Annotated in this window: 15 protein-coding genes and 2 riboswitches; all 15 genes read right to left on the reverse strand. The window is 63.0% G+C overall.

Going from position 1 to position 17,568, the window contains the following annotated elements; translation table 11 throughout:
• Nucleotides 1-4: 4 nt before the first annotated feature.
• On the reverse strand, nucleotides 5-1,129 hold the full coding sequence (locus F759_RS40050; protein ID WP_051377165.1) for a beta-ketoacyl synthase N-terminal-like domain-containing protein: 1,125 nt from the start codon (nucleotides 1,127-1,129) through the stop codon (nucleotides 5-7).
• Nucleotides 1,126-2,343, reverse strand: a complete 1,218-nt coding sequence (locus F759_RS0107010; protein ID WP_036023739.1) for a beta-ketoacyl-[acyl-carrier-protein] synthase family protein — start codon at nucleotides 2,341-2,343, stop codon at nucleotides 1,126-1,128. Before F759_RS0107010 ends, F759_RS40050 begins: the two co-directional genes overlap by 4 nt.
• Before the next feature lie 33 nt (nucleotides 2,344-2,376).
• Nucleotides 2,377-2,640, reverse strand: coding sequence for an acyl carrier protein (locus tag F759_RS0107015; RefSeq protein ID WP_027799223.1), 264 nt, complete (start codon nucleotides 2,638-2,640; stop codon nucleotides 2,377-2,379).
• A 17-nt stretch (nucleotides 2,641-2,657) separates the two neighbouring features.
• The gene (locus F759_RS40055; RefSeq protein WP_027799224.1) at nucleotides 2,658-3,614 is read right to left on the reverse strand and encodes a beta-ketoacyl synthase N-terminal-like domain-containing protein; all 957 of its coding nucleotides are present in this window, start codon (nucleotides 3,612-3,614) and stop codon (nucleotides 2,658-2,660) included.
• On the reverse strand, nucleotides 3,611-4,834 hold the full coding sequence (locus F759_RS40060) for a beta-ketoacyl synthase N-terminal-like domain-containing protein (protein WP_051377167.1): 1,224 nt from the start codon (nucleotides 4,832-4,834) through the stop codon (nucleotides 3,611-3,613). The genes F759_RS40055 and F759_RS40060 overlap by 4 nt, the downstream gene beginning before the upstream one ends.
• Entirely contained in the window at nucleotides 4,827-5,318 is a 492-nt protein-coding gene (locus F759_RS37365; protein ID WP_051377169.1) for a 3-hydroxyacyl-ACP dehydratase FabZ family protein, read from the reverse strand. Before F759_RS37365 ends, F759_RS40060 begins: the two co-directional genes overlap by 8 nt.
• Nucleotides 5,315-5,695 (reverse strand): hypothetical protein, encoded by a 381-nt coding sequence (locus tag F759_RS40065; protein WP_161633310.1) that lies wholly within the window; start codon nucleotides 5,693-5,695, stop codon nucleotides 5,315-5,317. The genes F759_RS37365 and F759_RS40065 overlap by 4 nt, the downstream gene beginning before the upstream one ends.
• Before the next feature lie 48 nt (nucleotides 5,696-5,743).
• The gene (gene fabG / locus F759_RS40675; protein ID WP_161633311.1) at nucleotides 5,744-6,919 is read right to left on the reverse strand and encodes a 3-oxoacyl-[acyl-carrier-protein] reductase; all 1,176 of its coding nucleotides are present in this window, start codon (nucleotides 6,917-6,919) and stop codon (nucleotides 5,744-5,746) included.
• A gap of 458 nt (nucleotides 6,920-7,377) precedes the next feature.
• Nucleotides 7,378-9,093, reverse strand: coding sequence for a thiamine pyrophosphate-binding protein (locus tag F759_RS0107050; protein ID WP_027799226.1), 1,716 nt, complete (start codon nucleotides 9,091-9,093; stop codon nucleotides 7,378-7,380).
• 310 nt (nucleotides 9,094-9,403) lie between these two features.
• Nucleotides 9,404-10,792, reverse strand: coding sequence for an L-serine ammonia-lyase (locus F759_RS0107055; RefSeq protein ID WP_027799227.1), 1,389 nt, complete (start codon nucleotides 10,790-10,792; stop codon nucleotides 9,404-9,406).
• A 28-nt stretch (nucleotides 10,793-10,820) separates the two neighbouring features.
• On the reverse strand, nucleotides 10,821-11,951 hold the full coding sequence (locus F759_RS0107060; RefSeq protein ID WP_027799228.1) for an alginate lyase family protein: 1,131 nt from the start codon (nucleotides 11,949-11,951) through the stop codon (nucleotides 10,821-10,823).
• 115 nt (nucleotides 11,952-12,066) lie between these two features.
• A complete protein-coding gene (gene gcvP / locus F759_RS0107065) occupies nucleotides 12,067-15,003 on the reverse strand; it encodes an aminomethyl-transferring glycine dehydrogenase (RefSeq protein WP_027799229.1) in 2,937 nt (978 codons plus the stop codon).
• 163 nt (nucleotides 15,004-15,166) lie between these two features.
• The gene (gene gcvH, locus F759_RS0107070) at nucleotides 15,167-15,547 is read right to left on the reverse strand and encodes a glycine cleavage system protein GcvH (protein WP_027799230.1); all 381 of its coding nucleotides are present in this window, start codon (nucleotides 15,545-15,547) and stop codon (nucleotides 15,167-15,169) included.
• A gap of 77 nt (nucleotides 15,548-15,624) precedes the next feature.
• On the reverse strand, nucleotides 15,625-16,743 hold the full coding sequence (gene gcvT / locus F759_RS0107075; protein WP_027799231.1) for a glycine cleavage system aminomethyltransferase GcvT: 1,119 nt from the start codon (nucleotides 16,741-16,743) through the stop codon (nucleotides 15,625-15,627).
• Between the two features lie 80 nt (nucleotides 16,744-16,823).
• A riboswitch (glycine riboswitch) is annotated at nucleotides 16,824-16,973 on the reverse strand.
• 44 nt (nucleotides 16,974-17,017) lie between these two features.
• A riboswitch (glycine riboswitch) is annotated at nucleotides 17,018-17,118 on the reverse strand.
• A 60-nt stretch (nucleotides 17,119-17,178) separates the two neighbouring features.
• The gene (locus F759_RS0107080; protein ID WP_027799232.1) at nucleotides 17,179-17,529 is read right to left on the reverse strand and encodes a hypothetical protein; all 351 of its coding nucleotides are present in this window, start codon (nucleotides 17,527-17,529) and stop codon (nucleotides 17,179-17,181) included.
• Nucleotides 17,530-17,568: the final 39 nt, after the last annotated feature.

Raw genomic sequence — 17,568 nt, forward strand, 5'->3', positions numbered from 1 at the left:
CTTATCAATGGGCCGCCGTGCGGACGATCAGGCAACCGGCATGTCCGTCCTCACTGGTGGCGAGGACGAGACCATGTGTCTGCTTGCCCGCGTCTTCCGCCTGCCCGAGCAGCCAGCCCACCGCGAGCGAAAAAGTGGCGCTATAGGTGTCGCCGAACTGCTCGACGAGATTGCCGCTGTCGGCCGCCAACTGGCTGCCGAACACATGCGTCGCGGCCAGCATTTCGAGTTCGCCGTTGCCGACGTCGGAGCTTGCGCACAGCACAGACCGGTCGATCTCGCGGGCCTCGATGCCCGCCTGCGCCAGCGCGTCGCCGATGCAAGCCTGAATGCCCTCGACAGCCGTGGCCCGCGCCGCAAGGGGATCGAAATAGCGGCCGTACTGCAGCGCCAGAATGTCGGAGACCGAACCGGAAACGGTGGAGGCGAGCGTTTGCGTCACGGTAGGGCCGGCCAGCGCGAACATGCTGCAACCCTCGCCGAGCGGCACGTCGCGCCGGCAGCCGTGAGCGATCAACTGGCGGTGTGCCCACGCGCTTTGCGGGCAAAGCTCTTCGACGCTGCCGGTAATCAGCATGTCGACGTAGCCGCGTCTTAACATCTGCGACGCGTACTTGAACGCCAGCAGCCCGGAGAGACGCCCGCCCGAAATCGTCGCGTTGACCGACTGCGCCTTGAAGCGGATGCCGCATTGCCCGGCTGCGCAATTCATCACGGTGTTCGGGAAGAGTGCTGGATTGACCAGAAACGGACGCGGCTGAATCAGCGATTCGCGCGTGAAATCGCTCGTGCTGCGAATGCTGCCCGTACTGGTGCCGACGACGAACCCCGTCCGGTCGAGCGGCACGCCGTCGGGGCGCCCCATTCGCTGGTGAAGCAGCGTCGCCGTGCTCAACGTAAGGGCTGTCGTGCGGTCAAGGGTGCGGATGCCCTTCGTCCCCAGGATCGCCGGCGCGTCGAAATAAGTGGGGCGATACTGGATGTCGGTGGGGAAATCGAGCGCCGCCAGCTCCGGTGAAAGCCCTTGGGGTGCGGCTGTCGCGTCGCCTGTCGCGCGAAACGCGCTTGAACCCGTGCCAACGGGAGATAGAGCTTCCCAACTGGCAATCTGAATCCCTAGGCGGTTCATGATTGAGTACCCTCGTCGTAGCGTGAGTAAATGGTGATTGCGTTGTTGCCGCCGAATGCGAAGCCGTTGTTCTGCACGACCCGAAGACGCGCGGCGCGTGAACGGTTCGGAACACAGTCGACGTTGCAGCCGGGATCGGTTTCCCGATGATTGATCGTGGGAGGAATGAAGCCTTCCTTGATCGCGACAGCGCAGGCGATGCTCGCAAGTGCGCTGGCCGCGCCCATCGTGTGTCCGATCATCGATTTGATCGATGAAACCGGCGGCATCGTGTCCTTGAACACTTCGTGAATCGCGCCGGCCTCCGTTACGTCGTTTGCTACCGTTCCGGTGCCGTGCGCGCATACATAGTCGATGTCTTGTGGCTTGACCCCCGCATTGCGATGGGCGATCTGCATGCAGCGCGCGATGCTGGCGCGATTCGGCGCGACCATGTGATCGGCATCGCAGTTCACGCCGTAGCCGAGAACTTCGGCATAGATAAACGCCCCTCGCGCAAGTGCGCTGTCAAGCGACTCGATGAGCAGTACGCCGGCACCTTCGCCTGTCAGGATGCCCTTGCGATGCGCGTCGAACGGCTGACACACTTCCGGCGCGATGGTGCCGAGCCGGTAGAAGCCCGCAAACGTCTTGCGGCAGATCGAATCGGCGCCGCCACATAGCATGAAGTCGGTGTCGCCGAGCACAATGCTGTCGTACGCATAGCCAATCGCGTAGTTGCCCGCCGAGCACGCGGTGGGGATCGTGACGGCTCCGCCGCGCAGCGCGAGCTCCTGCGCGACGGAAAACGACAGGCGATGCGACGGGACCTGACGAACCAGCTCGAAGTCGATTGACGGATAGCCCGAACGCACGGCCTGTTCCGTCAGCCTGTCGATAACCTGCGACTCGCCGTCCGTGGTGCCGATCGACACGCCGCAGCGAGTGCCGGACAACTGCTCCGGATCGATCCGCGCGTCCTCGACGGCCATGCGCGCGGCAGCGACCGCAAATTGCGCGCTGCGGCCGAGGAGCGCGGGCGAGACGTTACGGACCCAGCGGCCCGCATCGAAGCCGCGCACTTCACAGCCCTTGCTGGTCGCAAATCCGGCCGTATCGAACGACTGAATTTCCGATACGCCCGAAACGCCGCTGCGCAGGGCCTCGGTGAACGGCTTGACACCAATGCCTATGCTGCTGACTGCACCGATGCCGGTTATGACAACTCGCCGCATGCCTGTTCTCCTAAACGTCCAGTAGATGGGGACTCAGTCTTTCCAGTTGGCCGCTTCCCGCACGACGTCGTACACGCCTTCCAGGTTCACCATGCGCGTGAGCGCCGACTGCTGGATTTCGACTCCAAAGGTCTTTTCCAGGCTCGCGAGGATTTCGATGGCACGCAAGGAGTCCGCGCCGTGATCCTCTTTGAACAGGCTCGTCGGGCTCATTTCGGACGGCTCGATTTCGAGGATTTCGGAAACGACGTCTTTGATTTTTTCCAGACGCTCCGAGTGATTCAGTGTGGCGTTCATGACTTACTCCTTTGATTTCAGATTGATGGCGCTATGGACAAAGCGACATAGCGGCCGCGGTAAATGGCGAGCAACACGATATGGTTGCTGCCGGTGAAACTGGGAACGGCGGCGAGCAGCGGTGCAACCGCGCCTTCGTCGTCGAGCGGCAAGTCGTTCGGCGTGACGCTGAGGCCGGCGCACGCTGCCTGCCGCCTCCATGCCTGTGCGGTGTTTTCGCCGTGTGCGGAGCGGTCGCGGATCGCAACGATTTCTGGCGCAGCCGCCGCGCGTTGCGCTGCTGCGCGAAGGAACCTCGCCGCATCCTTTTGCAGAGGACGGGTCGAGCCATCGGCATGGTGTCCGCAGTGAAAATCCAGGATGGCCCGGCCCGATCTGCCTGGCTGACGTTGCAGGCAGACGCAGACGGCCCCCGGCGTGATCGGCGTGGTGTCGTGCGGCAGGGCTTCCTCTGCCCCGATTGCGAGCAGCGTGTCGGCTTTGCCCGCACGCAGGGCGAGAGCTCCGATCGCCAGACTTTCAAGTCCCGCCAGAAACGGCGAGGTCGATGTCGTGGCGAATGCACGCGCGCGGCTTTCGATCGATACGTAAGCGGACGCGATGTTGGCGGATACGTTCGGCGCCGAGATGGCATTGATCGTGCGGACACCGTGAGCCAGCACCTCGCGGTCGAGTCGATCGCGCACGGCGTAATCGGCCACCGTGGTCCCGATGATCACGCCGCGGCTCGTCTCGTCGAGCTCATGCCAGGCGAGATTTGCACCGTTGGCGAGACACAATCGCGCAGCCGCCACGCTGAAGCGTGACGTGTCGTTGAAGTAGCGGTGTTTCACGCCGGCGAGATGCGCCTGCGCGTCGACAGGCGCATTGTGGTCGATGCCCGACAAAGACATGCTCCACGGCGTTGTGCCGTCCCAGCACGAAGCGATACCGGGGGCGAGCACGGATAGCGCGCCAACGTAGATCGAGCTCATGCCGCCGGCTCCAGGATGACGGACGTGTTGCTGCCGCCGAACGCATAAGCGTTGATGAGGGCGTCCATGCCCGCGCGATGGTGTGTACTCGATGTATCCGGAAAGCGGATCGGAATCGCCGGGTCGGGTACTTCGATATGGCGCACCGCGGGCGTCTCGGCCGACGACATGGCCATCGCCGCGGCAAGCACGGCAAAGCAGCCGGAAGCGCCGGCAGTGTGGCCGATATGCGCCTTTATCGGCAGCACGATGAGCTTGCCGCTCGCGCAGTCGAACTTGTCTGCGAGCAGGCGTCCTTCCATCAGGTCGTTGGCGGGCGTCCCGGTGCCGTGCGGCAGGATCAGCCGGATGCGATCGGCGCCGAGAGCCGCTGAGTCGAGCGCACGTTCGATCGCGGCACGCACGTCACGCGAGTCCGGACCCGGCGACGTGGGGTGATAGGCGTCGCAACTGAGGCCGTATGCCCGCACGTGGCAATAGGACTGTGCGACGCGTTGCGCGAGCGTCGGCGAGACCAGCAGCATCGCGACCGCACCTTCTCCGAATAGCGTGCCTTGGCGCTGGGCGTCGAACGGACGGCAGCGTTGCGGGTCGAGCGCGGTCATGCGATGGAACGCCGTCTGGGTGACTCGGGAAAGCACGTCGGCGCCCACGACGCACATCGCATCGGCCATGCCGCTCGCGATGAATTCCGCTGCCAGTGTCAACGCGTAGAGGCCAGCCGAGCACGCGTTGGACACGGCCATAACCGGGCCGGAAAACGAATGGGGCGACGCGGCGGTCACCGTGTCGATGGTGCGATAGCCGTGATCGTCGGCAAAGTGCGTCGGGTGGCCGCCATGCCGACGACGCTCGGTCGTTTCCGTGTCTCCGGCTGCCGTGCCCAATATCAGGCCGAGCGTGGCCGTTGCGGCGATTTCGCCGCACCATCCTGCGTCGCGCAGCGATTCGTCGACAGCCGCGGCGACCATCCGGTCGAAGCGGCTCGGCGATGCGTCGCCGCTGTACCCGTTCGGCACGCCGGTCGCCGGGTAAGCGTGGCGCGGCGTATCGTCGATATCGGAAAGACCCCGTATCGCCGCGGGGACGGGCTGCCCGGGCGGTGCGAACAGTCCTCGCCAGAAGTTGACCGCGCCTTCGCCAAGCAGCGACACGGCGCCCACGCCGGCAATCGTCGCGAGCGGGGCCGAACGGTCGCCGCAATTCGAGGTATCAGGCATCGCCGGCTCCTCCTGCGAAGGCCGTGACGGGGACGCGGAAAACCTTCACACCGCGGTAAGTCGCAATCAGCCTGTCTGCGGCCCATGTCGTGCCGCTGAGCTGGGCCATTCGCGGCGATGCGAAATCGATCTGGATTTCGTGCTTCAGACGGTCTCCCGGATACGCGTTGTCTGCAATTTCGATATCGGCAAATTCGCCGAATACGACGATAGAACGCTGCGAATCCTGTTCGAGAATTCCGCGCTGCGCGAGAAGCATCCCGGCGCCTTGGCCGAACGACTCGGCCAGTAGCGCGAGCGGGTAGGCAAGCGCATTGCGTGCCGCGGGTTGTGCGATCTGCCGGTAGCACGGCTCGTTCAGCGTGATGTTCTTGAATGCGACGCAGCGGTTCTCATCGGCCGGCATCTCCATGTAGTCCACGAGAAGCATGGGGTAGCGCTGCGGCATGAGGCGCAGGATCTCCAGGGAGTCGAATGTATTCATGAGCGTGGCCCTGCAGTCATGACCAGGGTGCCTTTGGCGACGTTGCTGCCCGCACTGTCGAACGCAGCCCGAATGCGCACGAGGCCCGAAGCCGCGAGCGGCTGACCGGCGATATGCAATGTCAGACCGCATCTATCGCCAGGCACGATGGCTTTAGCGAAGCGGAACCGCTCGACGCGGACAAGGCGGCAACCGGAACTGCCGCTTTGCTCCAGCGCGAATTGGGCGGCGCGCTCGGCCATCTCCATCAGGAACACGCCAGGCAGCAGCGATTGCTGCGGGAAATGTCCGTCGAACACCGGGTCGCCTTTCGCAAACAGCCATTCGAAATGCCACGACGACTCGGACACGGTCGACCATGTTTCGGAAGTGCGCAAGGAACTGGCGGCTGAATTCAGGCAATGCATTTGCATGAGCGGTAGCCCTTAAATGACCATGCCGCCGTCTACCTGGAACACCTGCCCGGTGATATAGGTGCCCTCGTCCGAGAGAAGAAAACGGACCATTGCCGCGACTTCCTGTGGTGTCCCGAAGCGTCCCATCGGAATGCGTTTGCATGCCTCGGTCACGGCTTTTTCGCTGAGCGCGGCCGTCATATCAGAGCGGATGAAACCGGGTGCCACGGCGTTGACACGAACACCGTAGGCAGCGATTTCCTTCGCGAGTGCGCGAGTGAAGCCGATCATGCCGGCCTTCGATGCCGAATAATTGGTTTGTGTCGCGTTGCCGTAGACGCCCGCAATCGACGAGACGTTGACGATGCTCCCCGCCTTGCGCTTCACGAAGTGGAAAGCCGCCAGCCTGCTCAGGTTGAACACGCTGGTCAGGTTCGTGTCGAGCACCTCGGCCCACGCCTCGTCTCGCATGGCGAGCAGCGGAGCGTCGCGCGTGACGCCGGCGTTGTTGACGAGCGCATCCACGCGCCCGAAACGCGTGAGTACGGCATTGAAGAAGGTTCCGCACGCCTGAGCTTGCGCGACGTCGCACTGTACGGCGAGCGCCGGCACGTTCATCTCGTCCAGCATCTGCCGCGTGACGTGGGATTCAGGCCGCTCCGTCTGATAACAGTACGCGATGCTGTAACCGGCGGCTGCGAGCGCGAGGCAGATAGCCTGGCCGATGCCGCGGGAACCGCCGCTAATCAGGGCGACGGGACGTTCGGCTTGCGAAGATATTTGCATGGAGATGTCAGAAAGATGGGGTTCTACGCGCGAATGCGGCGTGGTATGAATGGCGGTCGCCTCCTGTGAGGCGCCTCTGCGACGCGTATCGGCTAAATGACTCCAATCGATTCCCTGGAAAACGTCGTGTGAAACAAGGCCATGATCGTGAATACGATCAAATACGCCGGTGTTCATCCACTCCGTAAACCGGCGATGCGCGGTGCTGCTCGAGCAAAGATTGGTAAAAGAAAGAGCATTCCAATAACAGCCCGTACGAAGCACTAACAGCACCGCGTCCATTACGACCCGATCGTTTAGCCGCGGCCGATGACAACCAAGGGGATGCGCAACATGGGTTGTCGTGCACAGGCATTCTTTGATCAGATGCCAGAGTTCATCGTTAATGCGGTTTCCATCGTCGTTTATCAGGTAACTCATTTTTTTATCGTTCCTTGGTGCTAACTTAACCGCACGCAGCAGCCGGTGCATCCCAATAGGAAATCGATTTGATAGGGATCGTGAATAAATGACGGTCCGACAACAGTTTCGCCAGATTTGGCGAACGTCTGATAATTGAGAAAATGCATATTCACAGATGCGGCTGCCGATTAACCGCGTTTGGCAGCGCCATTAAATAGGAATGCAAAGATCGTGCGAGGAGGAAACGCTCGGGAAATATGCGTTACGCTAAGGCGGCCATTGCGGACGCGGTGCGAAGCCCTGTCATGCTTCTTTTGTCGACGTCGTCGACTGGCTGTATGAGCGCGCATGCCGCAAGCGCCGCTGTGTGGGCGTTGGCCATACCCGTTTGCGCATGCGCGTTACGTGGGGCAGATCAGCGGAAGCGGCGGCACGCGCGATCCTGCAGATCGCGAGCCTGCCGCGCCGCCGGTTCACTATTCTCGCAACTTCCGCCCCTGCTCCCGAATCTGCTCCAACGTCGCGCCGGGAGTGCTGGCCTCCTGCGGCATCCTGATCTCTATCACGGCCGCCCGCTTAGCTTCCAATGAACGCTGCAGCGCCGGCAGAAAATCTTCGGTGCGCTCCACCGTTTCGCCATGCGCACCGAACGACCGCGCGAAGGCCGCGAAGTCCGGATTCGTGAGCCCCGTTCCATGCACGCGATTCGGATAGTGCCGCTCCTGATGCATGCGGATCGTGCCGAAGTGGCCGTTGTTCACGACGATGAATAGCACGTGCAGGTCGTATTGCATCGCCGTTGCGAGTTCTTGCGCGGCCATCATGAAGCAGCCGTCGCCGGCCAACGCCACGACTGCCCGCTGCGGATACAGCGACTTCGCGGCGATCGCGGCCGGCACGCCGTAGCCCATCGCGCCGCTTGTCGGCGCAAGTTGTGAGCGATAGTGACGATACGAGAAATGCCGATGCAGCCACGTCGCGTAATTGCCTGCGCCGTTCGTCAGAATAGCGTCGTCGGGAAGATGCGCGCGCAACTGCTGGATTACTTCGCCCATCTGTACATCGCCGGGAATGGGGCGAGGTTTGCGCCAATCGAGATACGCGCGATGCGCTTCTTCTGCTGCGCCGGTCCACGCGAGCTTATCGGCCGCAGGCTTTAACGCCACTAGCGCCGCCATGAGTTCCGGCATGCCGGAGACGATCGGCAGATCGGCGGCATAAACGCGTCCCAACTCTTCTGCGCTTTGATGCACGTGGATCAGTGTCTGCTTTGTCTTCGGAATGTCGAGCAGCGTATAGCCATTCGTCGTTGCTTCGCCGAGTCGCGGCCCGAGCGCGAGCAACAAGTCCGCGTCCCGGATGCGTTGCGCCAGCGCGGGATTGATGCCGAGGCCGACATCGCCCGCATAGTTCGGGTGCTCGTTATCGAGCGTGTCCTGGAAGCGGAACGCGAGGCCTATCGGCAATTGCCAGTTCTCGACGAAGCGTTGCAGGTCCGCGCATGCCTCGGGCGTCCAACCGCTGCCGCCCGCGATCACCATCGGCCGTTGCGCGGCATCCAGCAACTCACGCAGCTTCTCGATTTGCGCCGTCGACGGCGACGCGGCCACGCGCTGATAACGAGGTGCGCCAGGTACAACGTCGCATGCATCGCTCAGCACGTCTTCGGGCAACGACAGCACCACCGGCCCGGGCCGCCCCGATGTCGCCGTGTGAAACGCATGGCTCAGATACTCGGGAATGCGTTTCGGATCGTCGATCTGCGCGACCCACTTCGCCATCTGACCGAACATGCGCCGATAGTCGATCTCCTGAAAAGCCTCGCGGTCGAGATGCTCGCGGGCGCATTGGCCGATCAGCAGAATCATCGGCGTGGAGTCCTGAAACGCGGTGTGCACGCCGATCGATGCATGCGTCGCGCCCGGTCCTCGCGTAACGAGTGCGACGCCTGGGCGTCCTGTCAGTTTGCCAACTGCCTCCGCCATGTTCGCGGCCGCCGCTTCATGGCGGCAGACAATCGTCTGGACGCGCTCCGTCTCGTCGTGCAATGAATCGAGCACCGCGAGGAAACTCTCGCCGGGCACGCAGAAAACGCGTTCGACACCGTGTGTAAGCAAAGCATCGACGACGAGGCGCGCCCCAGTGGTTCGGGCGGCGGCAGTATCGGAAACGGGAGCATTCGGCAGCGACATTGCGGTGAGGCCTCCAGACAGTGCATGAGTGCGATGACATGCCGCATCGACTGGACAGTCAGCCGACCGGCGCTCCAACAGCTTACGCCGGGAGCATGCTCAGTGTCACGGCGCAGCGCAATGCGTGGCGGGAGCTGGCCCGACTGGCAGACGCACAAATAAAAAACGCGGACCCGAGGGCCCGCGTTACTTACATCGCGGAACACGCCGCGTTTGGCAATCAGCAGTCAGCAACCCGCAACCCGCAACCCGCGACCCGCGACCCGCGACCCGCGACCCGCGATCAGCGCGAGCATCGTGCACTCAACAATCAACACTCGACGATATTCACCGCCAACCCGCCGCGCGACGTCTCCTTGTACTTCGTCTTCATATCGGCGCCGGTCTCGCGCATGGTCTTGATGACCGAATCGAGCGACACGTAATGACTGCCGTCGCCGCGCAACGCCATGCGCGCCGCGTTGACCGCTTTCACCGACGCCATCGCATTGCGCTCGATGCACGGAATCTGCACCATGCCGCCGACCGGATCGCACGTGAGGCCGAGGTTATGCTCCATGCCGATTTCCGCCGCGTTTTCGACCTGCTTCGGCGTGCCGCCCATCACCGCGGCGAGTGCGCCCGCGGCCATCGAGCACGCGACGCCCACCTCGCCCTGACAGCCCACTTCGGCGCCGGAAATCGACGCGTTCAGCTTGTACAGAATGCCGATCGCGGCCGCCGTCATTAGAAAGTCGATCACGCCTTGCTGATTCGAGCCGGGCATGAAGCGCGTGTAGTAATGCAGCACTGCGGGAATGATGCCGGCCGCGCCGTTGGTCGGCGCAGTGACGACACGGCCGCCCGCGGCGTTTTCTTCATTGACGGCAATTGCGTAGAGGTTGATCCAGTCGACCATCGACAGCGGATCGCGCAGCGCAAGTTCAGGGTTGCCCGACAGCGCGCGATACAGCTGCGGCGCGCGGCGCTTTACCTGGAACGGGCCGGGCAGATTGCCGTCCGCATCTGGATTGTTGATGCCGCAGCCGCGCGACACGCACGATTGCATCACGTCCCAGATCTTCAGCAGACCCGCACGCGTTTCCTCTTCGGTATGCCAGACGCGCTCGTTTTCCCACATCAATTGCGCAATGCTTTTGCCGGTCGATTCGCACAGCGCAAGCAATTCGTTGCCGCTGCGAAACGAATGCGGCAATTGGTCGACGGCGGCGAGCACTTTGGTGTTCGGTGCGCCGGCCGTCACCACAAATCCGCCGCCCACGGACAGATACGTCGACTCGCGCAAGGTCTCGCCTTGCGCATCGAATGCGCGCAGCTTGAGACCGTTCGGATGTTCAGGCAGCGCCTGACGGTAAAACGAAATGTGATCCTTCTGCACGAACGGCACCTCGTGCGTGCCGAGCAATGGGAGCTTGCGCGTGGTGCGCACCGCTTCGAGCCGTTGCGCGATGGTGTCGGGGTCGACGGTGTCGGGCGCGTCGCCCATCAGGCCGAGCATCACGCCGCGATCGGTGCCGTGCCCTTTGCCCGTTGCGCCGAGCGATCCATACAGATCGACCTTCACCGACGCGGTGTTCGCGAGCAGCCCGTCACGTTCGAGCCCTTGCGCGAACATCAGCGCCGCGCGCATCGGCCCGACCGTATGCGAACTTGACGGACCAATGCCGATTTTGAAGAGATCGAACACGCTGACTGCCATTTACTGCTCCCTGCTGATCAAAGTTGGTTTATCGCGCCGGCATCGGCAAACACACGGCGAGCCACGCGGGCGGCGTCGGTGCAAGCTGTAGCGCGATCGGCGTATAGCGTCCGTCAAGACGCGCCGCCAGATGAAACAGTTCCGTCGCATTCTTCGGGTCCCACTGACCCGAGTAACCGGGCAAGCCGGCTTCGCGACGTTTTGCGTCGAATGCGATGCTCGAATGCACGAATTCCTCATGCGTCTTGCTGCCGGCCGCATACGGCGCGAGCCAGTTGAGCGCGGCTTGCAGCGACGCGCCGTTCGCGCCTTTCTCCGGCAGCCAGTTACGGTTGTGGCGACGCGCGGCGAGCGCCGCCGTGACGAGCGGCTGCAGATCGTAAGTGACGTAGTGCAGCGCGTCACGTTCGGTGAAATCGATCGTCGAACCATCTGGCTCGATGTTGTCGCCAACATGCTCGACAAAAAGACGCTGCGCCGCGTTGATCATCTTGCGGTTGTCGAGCGTAAAGGCGGCCATCGCTATCAGTTTGATCCGGTGACTCTGCCAGTTGTTCCGGTAATTGCCCTTTAAAGGACGCGGCTGCTCGTCGATCTCCGCGATATAGCCGTTCGCGAGCTTGGTGAGAAACGCCATCGACGCGTTGCGCGTTTTCACAGGCAGCGCGCTCGCGGTCATGTCGTACGCGAGGATCAGCCCTTCGAAATGCGTTTCGTCTATTGGATTGAAACTCGGTTGATAGGTCGTGACCCATGCGTACAGCAAGCGGTCGACGAGCTTCAGGTAGCGGTCGTCGCTGGTGGCGCGCCAGGCGAGCGCGGCGTCGCGCAGCAACGCGAGATCTTTTTCCGCCTCGACGCTCTGGTCGTAGATGCCCTCGTGCGGCAACGTGCCTTCAGTATGCAGTTTGGCCCGCGCATGGGGCTTGTCGTTCAGATGCGCGAGCACATTGCTCACCAGTGCCTTCACGCCGGGATCGGCGTTCGTGCGCTCGCTGGTTTGCCATGCGGGCGCCGCACAAAAATTCATCGCGGCCTGCGCCTGTCGCAGCGGCAGCAACACGGTTGCGCCGGCGAACAGCAAGACGCGGGCTTGCCGCCACGCCTGCACTCGCGTTGCCTCGGCCGGGCTTTGCATCAATCGCACCTTTCGCACCATGCGAAACTCCTCGTTGGGCTGATTCGGTGTGTGATGTTAGCCGTTTGCGGCGTGAAGCGACAGAAGCGCTCACCGCCCGCTTACAACGTGCGGGCGATGCGCGGCAACGGCGGTGTTACTCGTAATCGGCGACCGGCACGCAGGAGCAGAACAGGTTGCGATCGCCATACACGTTGTCCGCGCGGCCAACCGGCGGCCAGTACTTCTTCGCGATCAACGTGGGCAGAGGATACGCGGCCGTTTCGCGCGCATACGCATGCTTCCACTCGTCGGAGATCACAACTGCGGCCGTGTGCGGCGCGTGCTTCAGCGGATTGTCTTCGCGGTCCGAGCGGCCTTCTTCGACCGCGCGAATTTCCTCGCGAATCGCGATCATCGCTTCGATGAAACGGTCGAGTTCTTCCTTCGATTCCGATTCGGTCGGCTCGACCATCAGCGTGCCCGGCACCGGGAAGCTCATGGTCGGCGCATGGAAGCCGTAGTCGGCGAGGCGCTTCGCGACGTCGTCCACGGTGATGCCGCTAGTTTCCTTGATCGGGCGCAGATCGAGAATGCACTCATGCGCGACGAGTCCGCCGGGGCCCGAGTACAGCACCGGATAATGCGGCGCGAGTTTCTTCGCGACGTAGTTCGCATTGAGGATCGCGGTTTCGGTCGCGGCGGTGAGGTTCTTCGCGCCCATCATCGCGATGTACATCCACGAGATCGGCAGGATCGATGCCGAGCCATACGGTGCGCCGGATACTGCGCCGATGCCGTTCGGTGCGCGCTCGTAGCCCGACGAAATCTGGTTCGGCAGGAACGGCGCGAGATGCGCACCGACCGCGACCGGACCGACGCCCGGTCCGCCGCCGCCGTGCGGAATACAAAACGTCTTGTGCAGATTCAAGTGCGAGACGTCGCCGCCGAACTGGCCGGGCGCCGTCAGGCCGACCATCGCGTTCATGTTCGCGCCGTCCACATAGACCTGACCGCCGTGCGCGTGCACGATTTCGCAGATTTCGCGGACGTTCTGCTCGAACACGCCATGCGTGGACGGATACGTGATCATGATCGCTGCGAGCTTGTCGGCGTGCTGATCGGCTTTCTTCTTCAGGTCTTCGATATCGACGTTGCCTTGCGCGTCGCATGCCACCACCACGACCTGCATGCCGGCCATTTGCGCCGACGCCGGGTTCGTACCATGCGCCGAAGCGGGAATCAGGCATACATTGCGATGCGCTTCGCCGCGCGACGCATGGTACGCGTGGATGATCAAGAGGCCCGCGTACTCGCCTTGCGAACCGGCATTCGGTTGCAGCGACACCGCTGCGTAGCCGGTTGCGGCGACCAGCATTTCTTCGAGCTGATCGATCATTTCGCGGTAGCCGACGGTTTGTTCAGCCGGCGCGAACGGATGAATCTGACCGAACTCGGGCCACGTGACCGGCAGCATTTCGGACGTTGCGTTCAGCTTCATCGTGCACGAGCCGAGCGGGATCATCGAACGATCAAGCGCGAGATCCTTGTCCGACAGGCTGCGCAGATAGCGCAGCATTTCCGTTTCCGAATGATGGCGGTTGAACACATGGTGCGTGAGATGCGCGCTCGTGCGTTCGAGCGTGGCGGGGACGGAGGCCGTATTCGAAGCCGTGATCGCGGCGTCGAGCGCGTCGACTTGCGGCACGTCTTTCGCGCCCGCGGCTTCGGCGAACACGGCCAACAGATCGGAGAGATCGCGGCGCGACGTGGTTTCGTCGACCGACACGCCGACTTGCGTATCGCTCACGCGGCGCAGGTTGATGCGCTTCGCTTTCGCTGCGTCGTGCAGCGCTTGCGTGCGCGCGCCTGTGTCGAACGTGAGCGTATCGAAGAACGTTTCGTTGACTAGCGAGTAGCCCAACTCTTTCGCGCCTTCCGCGAGTAACGCGGCGATGCGGTTCACGCGCAGCGCGATTGTCTTCAGACCGCGCGGGCCGTGATAGACCGCGTACATGCTGGCCATGATCGCGAGCAGCGCTTGCGCGGTACACACATTCGACGTCGCCTTCTCGCGACGAATGTGCTGTTCGCGCGTTTGCAGCGCGAGACGCAGCGCGGGATTACCTTGTGCGTCGACCGTCACGCCGACGAGACGGCCCGGCATCTGACGCTTGAATACGTCGCGCACGGCAAGATAAGCCGCATGCGGGCCGCCGAAACCGACCGGCACGCCGAAGCGCTGCGTATTGCCGACGGCCACGTCCGCGCCCCATTCGCCAGGCGGCGTGAGAACGGTTAACGCAAGCAGATCAGCGGCGACCACTACATGGCCGCCCGCCGCGTGGATCGCTTCGGTCAGCGCGCGGTAATCGCGTACGTCGCCGTTCACGCCCGGATATTGCAGCAGCACGCCGAACGCATTCGCGGTCGCGGCTTCTGCTGCCGGTCCGACCTTCACTTCGATGCCGACCGGCGTGGCGCGTGTTTTCACGACTTCGATGGTTTGCGGCAGCACGTCGTCGGCGACGAAGAACACGTTCGACTTCGGCTTGCCGACGCGTTGCAGCAGCGTCATCGCTTCGGCCGCGGCGGTCGCCTCGTCGAGCAGCGACGCGTTCGAGATCGCGAGGCCCGTCAGGTCGACCACCATCTGCTGGAAGTTCAGCAGCGCTTCGAGACGGCCCTGCGAAATTTCCGGCTGATACGGCGTATACGCCGTGTACCACGCGGGATTCTCGAGCACGTTACGCAAGATCACCGTCGGCGTGTGCGCGTTGTAATAACCCTGTCCGATGTACGAGCGGAACACCTGGTTCTTGTCCGCGAGTTCGCGCAACGCGGCGAGCGCTTCCGCTTCGCTCTTTGGCTGCGCGAAGGGACCCAGCGGCAGTGGTTCGGTGCGGCGGATCGTCTTCGGAATGACGGCGTCGATCAGCGTGGCGCGCGACGCGAAGCCCAACGCTTCGAGCATCGCTTGCTGGTCGGCCGCATCGGGGCCGATGTGCCGTTCAGCGAAGGCGTCATGCACTTCGAGCGCGGCGAGCGAGAGAGGAGTGCGGTTCATCAGACGATCCGGGTGTTCGAGCTTCATGGGTGTTCCTGGCGGTGCGGCTGTCCGTGCTGGACCGTCCCCAAACCTGTCGCTTTGCGCAAGGTTTCCCTTACCGATCATGTCCAAGGGGACTTCCTTCGGGGCGCGGTCCGGCGTGTTTCACGACGGACGCGCCGCACCTGTCGGGTTATATAAAAGTGAATCAGGCGCCGATCGACTTCGTATACGCGTCGGCGTCGATCAAACGGTCCAGCGCCGCGTCCGAGGCCGGCTTGATCTTGAAGAGCCAGCTTTCGTACGGTGCGCTGTTGACCGAATCGGGCGTATCGGCCACAGCGGTATTTGCTTCGATGATTTCGCCCGAGACCGGCGCGTAAATATCCGAAGCGGCTTTGACCGATTCGATCACGGCGACCGTATCGCCGGCCGTGACCGTCTTGCCCAGTTCCTGGACTTCGAAGAAGACGATATCGCCGAGCGCTTCCTGCGCGTGGTCGGTAATGCCGACCGTCAGCGTGCCGTCCGCTTCGGTGCGGACCCATTCGTGCGATTCGGTGTATTTCAGATCGGCCGGGATGCTCATCGGATGCTCCTATGCGGTGTGATTCGGTATGGACTAAAGACTGGGAAAAGACGCACGCGCCGGCTGCTTGCAGCGGTTCAACTCGCTGCGAGCACTTTGCCGTTGCGCACGAACGGCAGTTTTACCACGCTTGCGGGGACGGATTTGTCACGAATCTGAACGTGAACGGTGTCGCCTGGCTGCACGCCTTTCGGCACGCGCGCAAAGGCGATGGATTCCTGCATCGTCGGGGAGAATGTGCCGCTCGTGATTTCGCCTTCGCCGTGCGGTGTGATGACCTTCTGATGCGCGCGCAGCACGCCTGCGGCCTTGCCGTTTTCTTTCAGCAGGATCAGGCCGACGAAGGCGGCGTTCGAGCCATCCACTTCCAGCTTGCTCTTGCCGACGAACTCGCGGGGCGAGGTGAGCTCGACAGTCCACGCGAGGCCGGCGTCGAGCGGCGAGATGTTGTCGTCCATGTCCTGGCCGTACAGGTTCATGCCGGCTTCGAGACGCAGCGTGTCGCGCGCGCCGAGACCGGCGGGACGCACGCCTTGCGCTTGCAGCGCATTCCACAACGCAACCACGTGATCCGCCGGCACGATGATCTCGAAGCCGTCTTCGCCCGTGTAGCCGGTGCGGGCGACGGTCAATTCGCCGAACGGCGCCGCTTCGATGCGCGCGGCGTTAAACGGCTTCAGCGCTTCGGTGGCGGCGCGAATGGCCGGCACGGTTTGCCATACTTTCTCGCGTGCGTTCGGACCTTGCACGGCGACAATCGCGAGATCGCGGCGCGGCGTGATCGTCAGATTGAAGCCGCCCTCGTTGAGTTGCTTGAACCACGCGATGTCTTTGTCGGCGGTGCCCGCGTTGACCACCACGCGGAAATGTTCTTCGCCGAAGTAATAGACGATCAGATCGTCGATCACGCCGCCGTTCGGGTTGAGCAGACACGAGTACAGCGCGCGGCCCGGTGTTTGCAGCTTTGCGACGTTGTTGGCGAGGGCATATTCGAAGAAGGCGCGCACGCGCTCCCCGGTGAAATCGACGACGCACATGTGCGAGACGTCGAACATGCCGGCGTCGGTGCGCACGGCGCGATGTTCGTCGATTTGCGAGCCGTAGTTGACGGGCATGTCCCAGCCGCCGAAATCGACCATGCGTGCGTTGAGCGCGCGATGGGTGGCGTTGAGCGGAGTGTGTTTGAGTTCGGTCATGGGGCCTCGGGCGTCTCGCGAAACAAAAAAGGCCATGCGGCGCCGCGCCTCGCGGCCTGTTGGCTGCGAGCGTGGTTCTGCATGGCCCCTCTGTCCTCGATACCTGAGAGATTGCGCTGCCGTGGCGATGACCGGTCACGGTGAAACGCGCGCCCCTTCGGTGGGCAGCTTGCCGGTTTGCATGGCGTATGCGACGCAAACGGCTACTGCCGCTCTCCAGAGTGCGAAAAACGGCGCCTCGATGCTGCGTGGGTGTTACGTGGGCGCGGGTTTTTCGACGCGGTCGGTCCTTTTGCCTGAGAGTTTGCGGGTGTGCCCCTTCGGCGGCGCGGCCTCTCGAATTCAGCGGCCAGCGCGCTCTCCCGACGCGTGCGGCGAATGTACGCGAGGGCCGGGGGCTTGTCAAATGAACGGCTTACTCGTCTTTATTTGCCCTTATTCGCCGATCGCGTGCGCCGCGCTGTCCAGTTCCTGGTTCAGCACACGCTGTTCATCGGCGGACAGGCCGCCGCCGTGTTGCGCGGCCATGTCGTGCGCCTCGCGCCGGATCACATCGAGCCGATGATGCAAGTCGTCGCCTTGCGGCGGCGGGTAATAGCCCTGATTTACGCGACTGTCGATACGGCGGCTGAGATTGTCGATGCGGCCGTCGACCTGATGCAGACGTTTATCGGCGATCTGTTGCGGGCTCGGGCGCGGCGCCGGCTCGGGCTGCGGTGCTACCACACAGGCGGCGAGCGAACTGAGCAATGCGCATGCGGCGAGGGCGCGGATGGAACGTGACATGGACTCTCCGTGAAATCGTTGTGATTATTGCGTTGCTGC

The sequence above is a fragment of the Paraburkholderia dilworthii genome, from assembly GCF_000472525.1.
Lineage (GTDB): Bacteria > Pseudomonadota > Gammaproteobacteria > Burkholderiales > Burkholderiaceae > Paraburkholderia > Paraburkholderia dilworthii.

Excerpts from the sequence above, each read along its gene's own strand:
- F759_RS40050 (WP_051377165.1), bottom strand. The coding sequence starts at position 1,129 with ATGAACCGCCTAGGGATTCAGATTGCCAGTTGGGAAGCTCTATCTCCC.
- F759_RS0107010 (WP_036023739.1), bottom strand. The coding sequence starts at position 2,343 with ATGCGGCGAGTTGTCATAACCGGCATCGGTGCAGTCAGCAGCATAGGC.
- F759_RS0107015 (WP_027799223.1), bottom strand. The coding sequence starts at position 2,640 with ATGAACGCCACACTGAATCACTCGGAGCGTCTGGAAAAAATCAAAGAC.
- F759_RS40055 (WP_027799224.1), bottom strand. The coding sequence starts at position 3,614 with ATGAGCTCGATCTACGTTGGCGCGCTATCCGTGCTCGCCCCCGGTATC.
- F759_RS40060 (WP_051377167.1), bottom strand. The coding sequence starts at position 4,834 with ATGCCTGATACCTCGAATTGCGGCGACCGTTCGGCCCCGCTCGCGACG.
- F759_RS37365 (WP_051377169.1), bottom strand. The coding sequence starts at position 5,318 with ATGAATACATTCGACTCCCTGGAGATCCTGCGCCTCATGCCGCAGCGC.
- fabG (WP_161633311.1), bottom strand. The coding sequence starts at position 6,919 with ATGAGTTACCTGATAAACGACGATGGAAACCGCATTAACGATGAACTC.
- F759_RS0107050 (WP_027799226.1), bottom strand. The coding sequence starts at position 9,093 with ATGTCGCTGCCGAATGCTCCCGTTTCCGATACTGCCGCCGCCCGAACC.
- F759_RS0107055 (WP_027799227.1), bottom strand. The coding sequence starts at position 10,792 with ATGGCAGTCAGCGTGTTCGATCTCTTCAAAATCGGCATTGGTCCGTCA.
- F759_RS0107060 (WP_027799228.1), bottom strand. The coding sequence starts at position 11,951 with ATGGTGCGAAAGGTGCGATTGATGCAAAGCCCGGCCGAGGCAACGCGA.
- gcvP (WP_027799229.1), bottom strand. The coding sequence starts at position 15,003 with ATGAAGCTCGAACACCCGGATCGTCTGATGAACCGCACTCCTCTCTCG.
- gcvH (WP_027799230.1), bottom strand. The coding sequence starts at position 15,547 with ATGAGCATCCCGGCCGATCTGAAATACACCGAATCGCACGAATGGGTC.
- gcvT (WP_027799231.1), bottom strand. The coding sequence starts at position 16,743 with ATGACCGAACTCAAACACACTCCGCTCAACGCCACCCATCGCGCGCTC.
- F759_RS0107080 (WP_027799232.1), bottom strand. The coding sequence starts at position 17,529 with ATGTCACGTTCCATCCGCGCCCTCGCCGCATGCGCATTGCTCAGTTCG.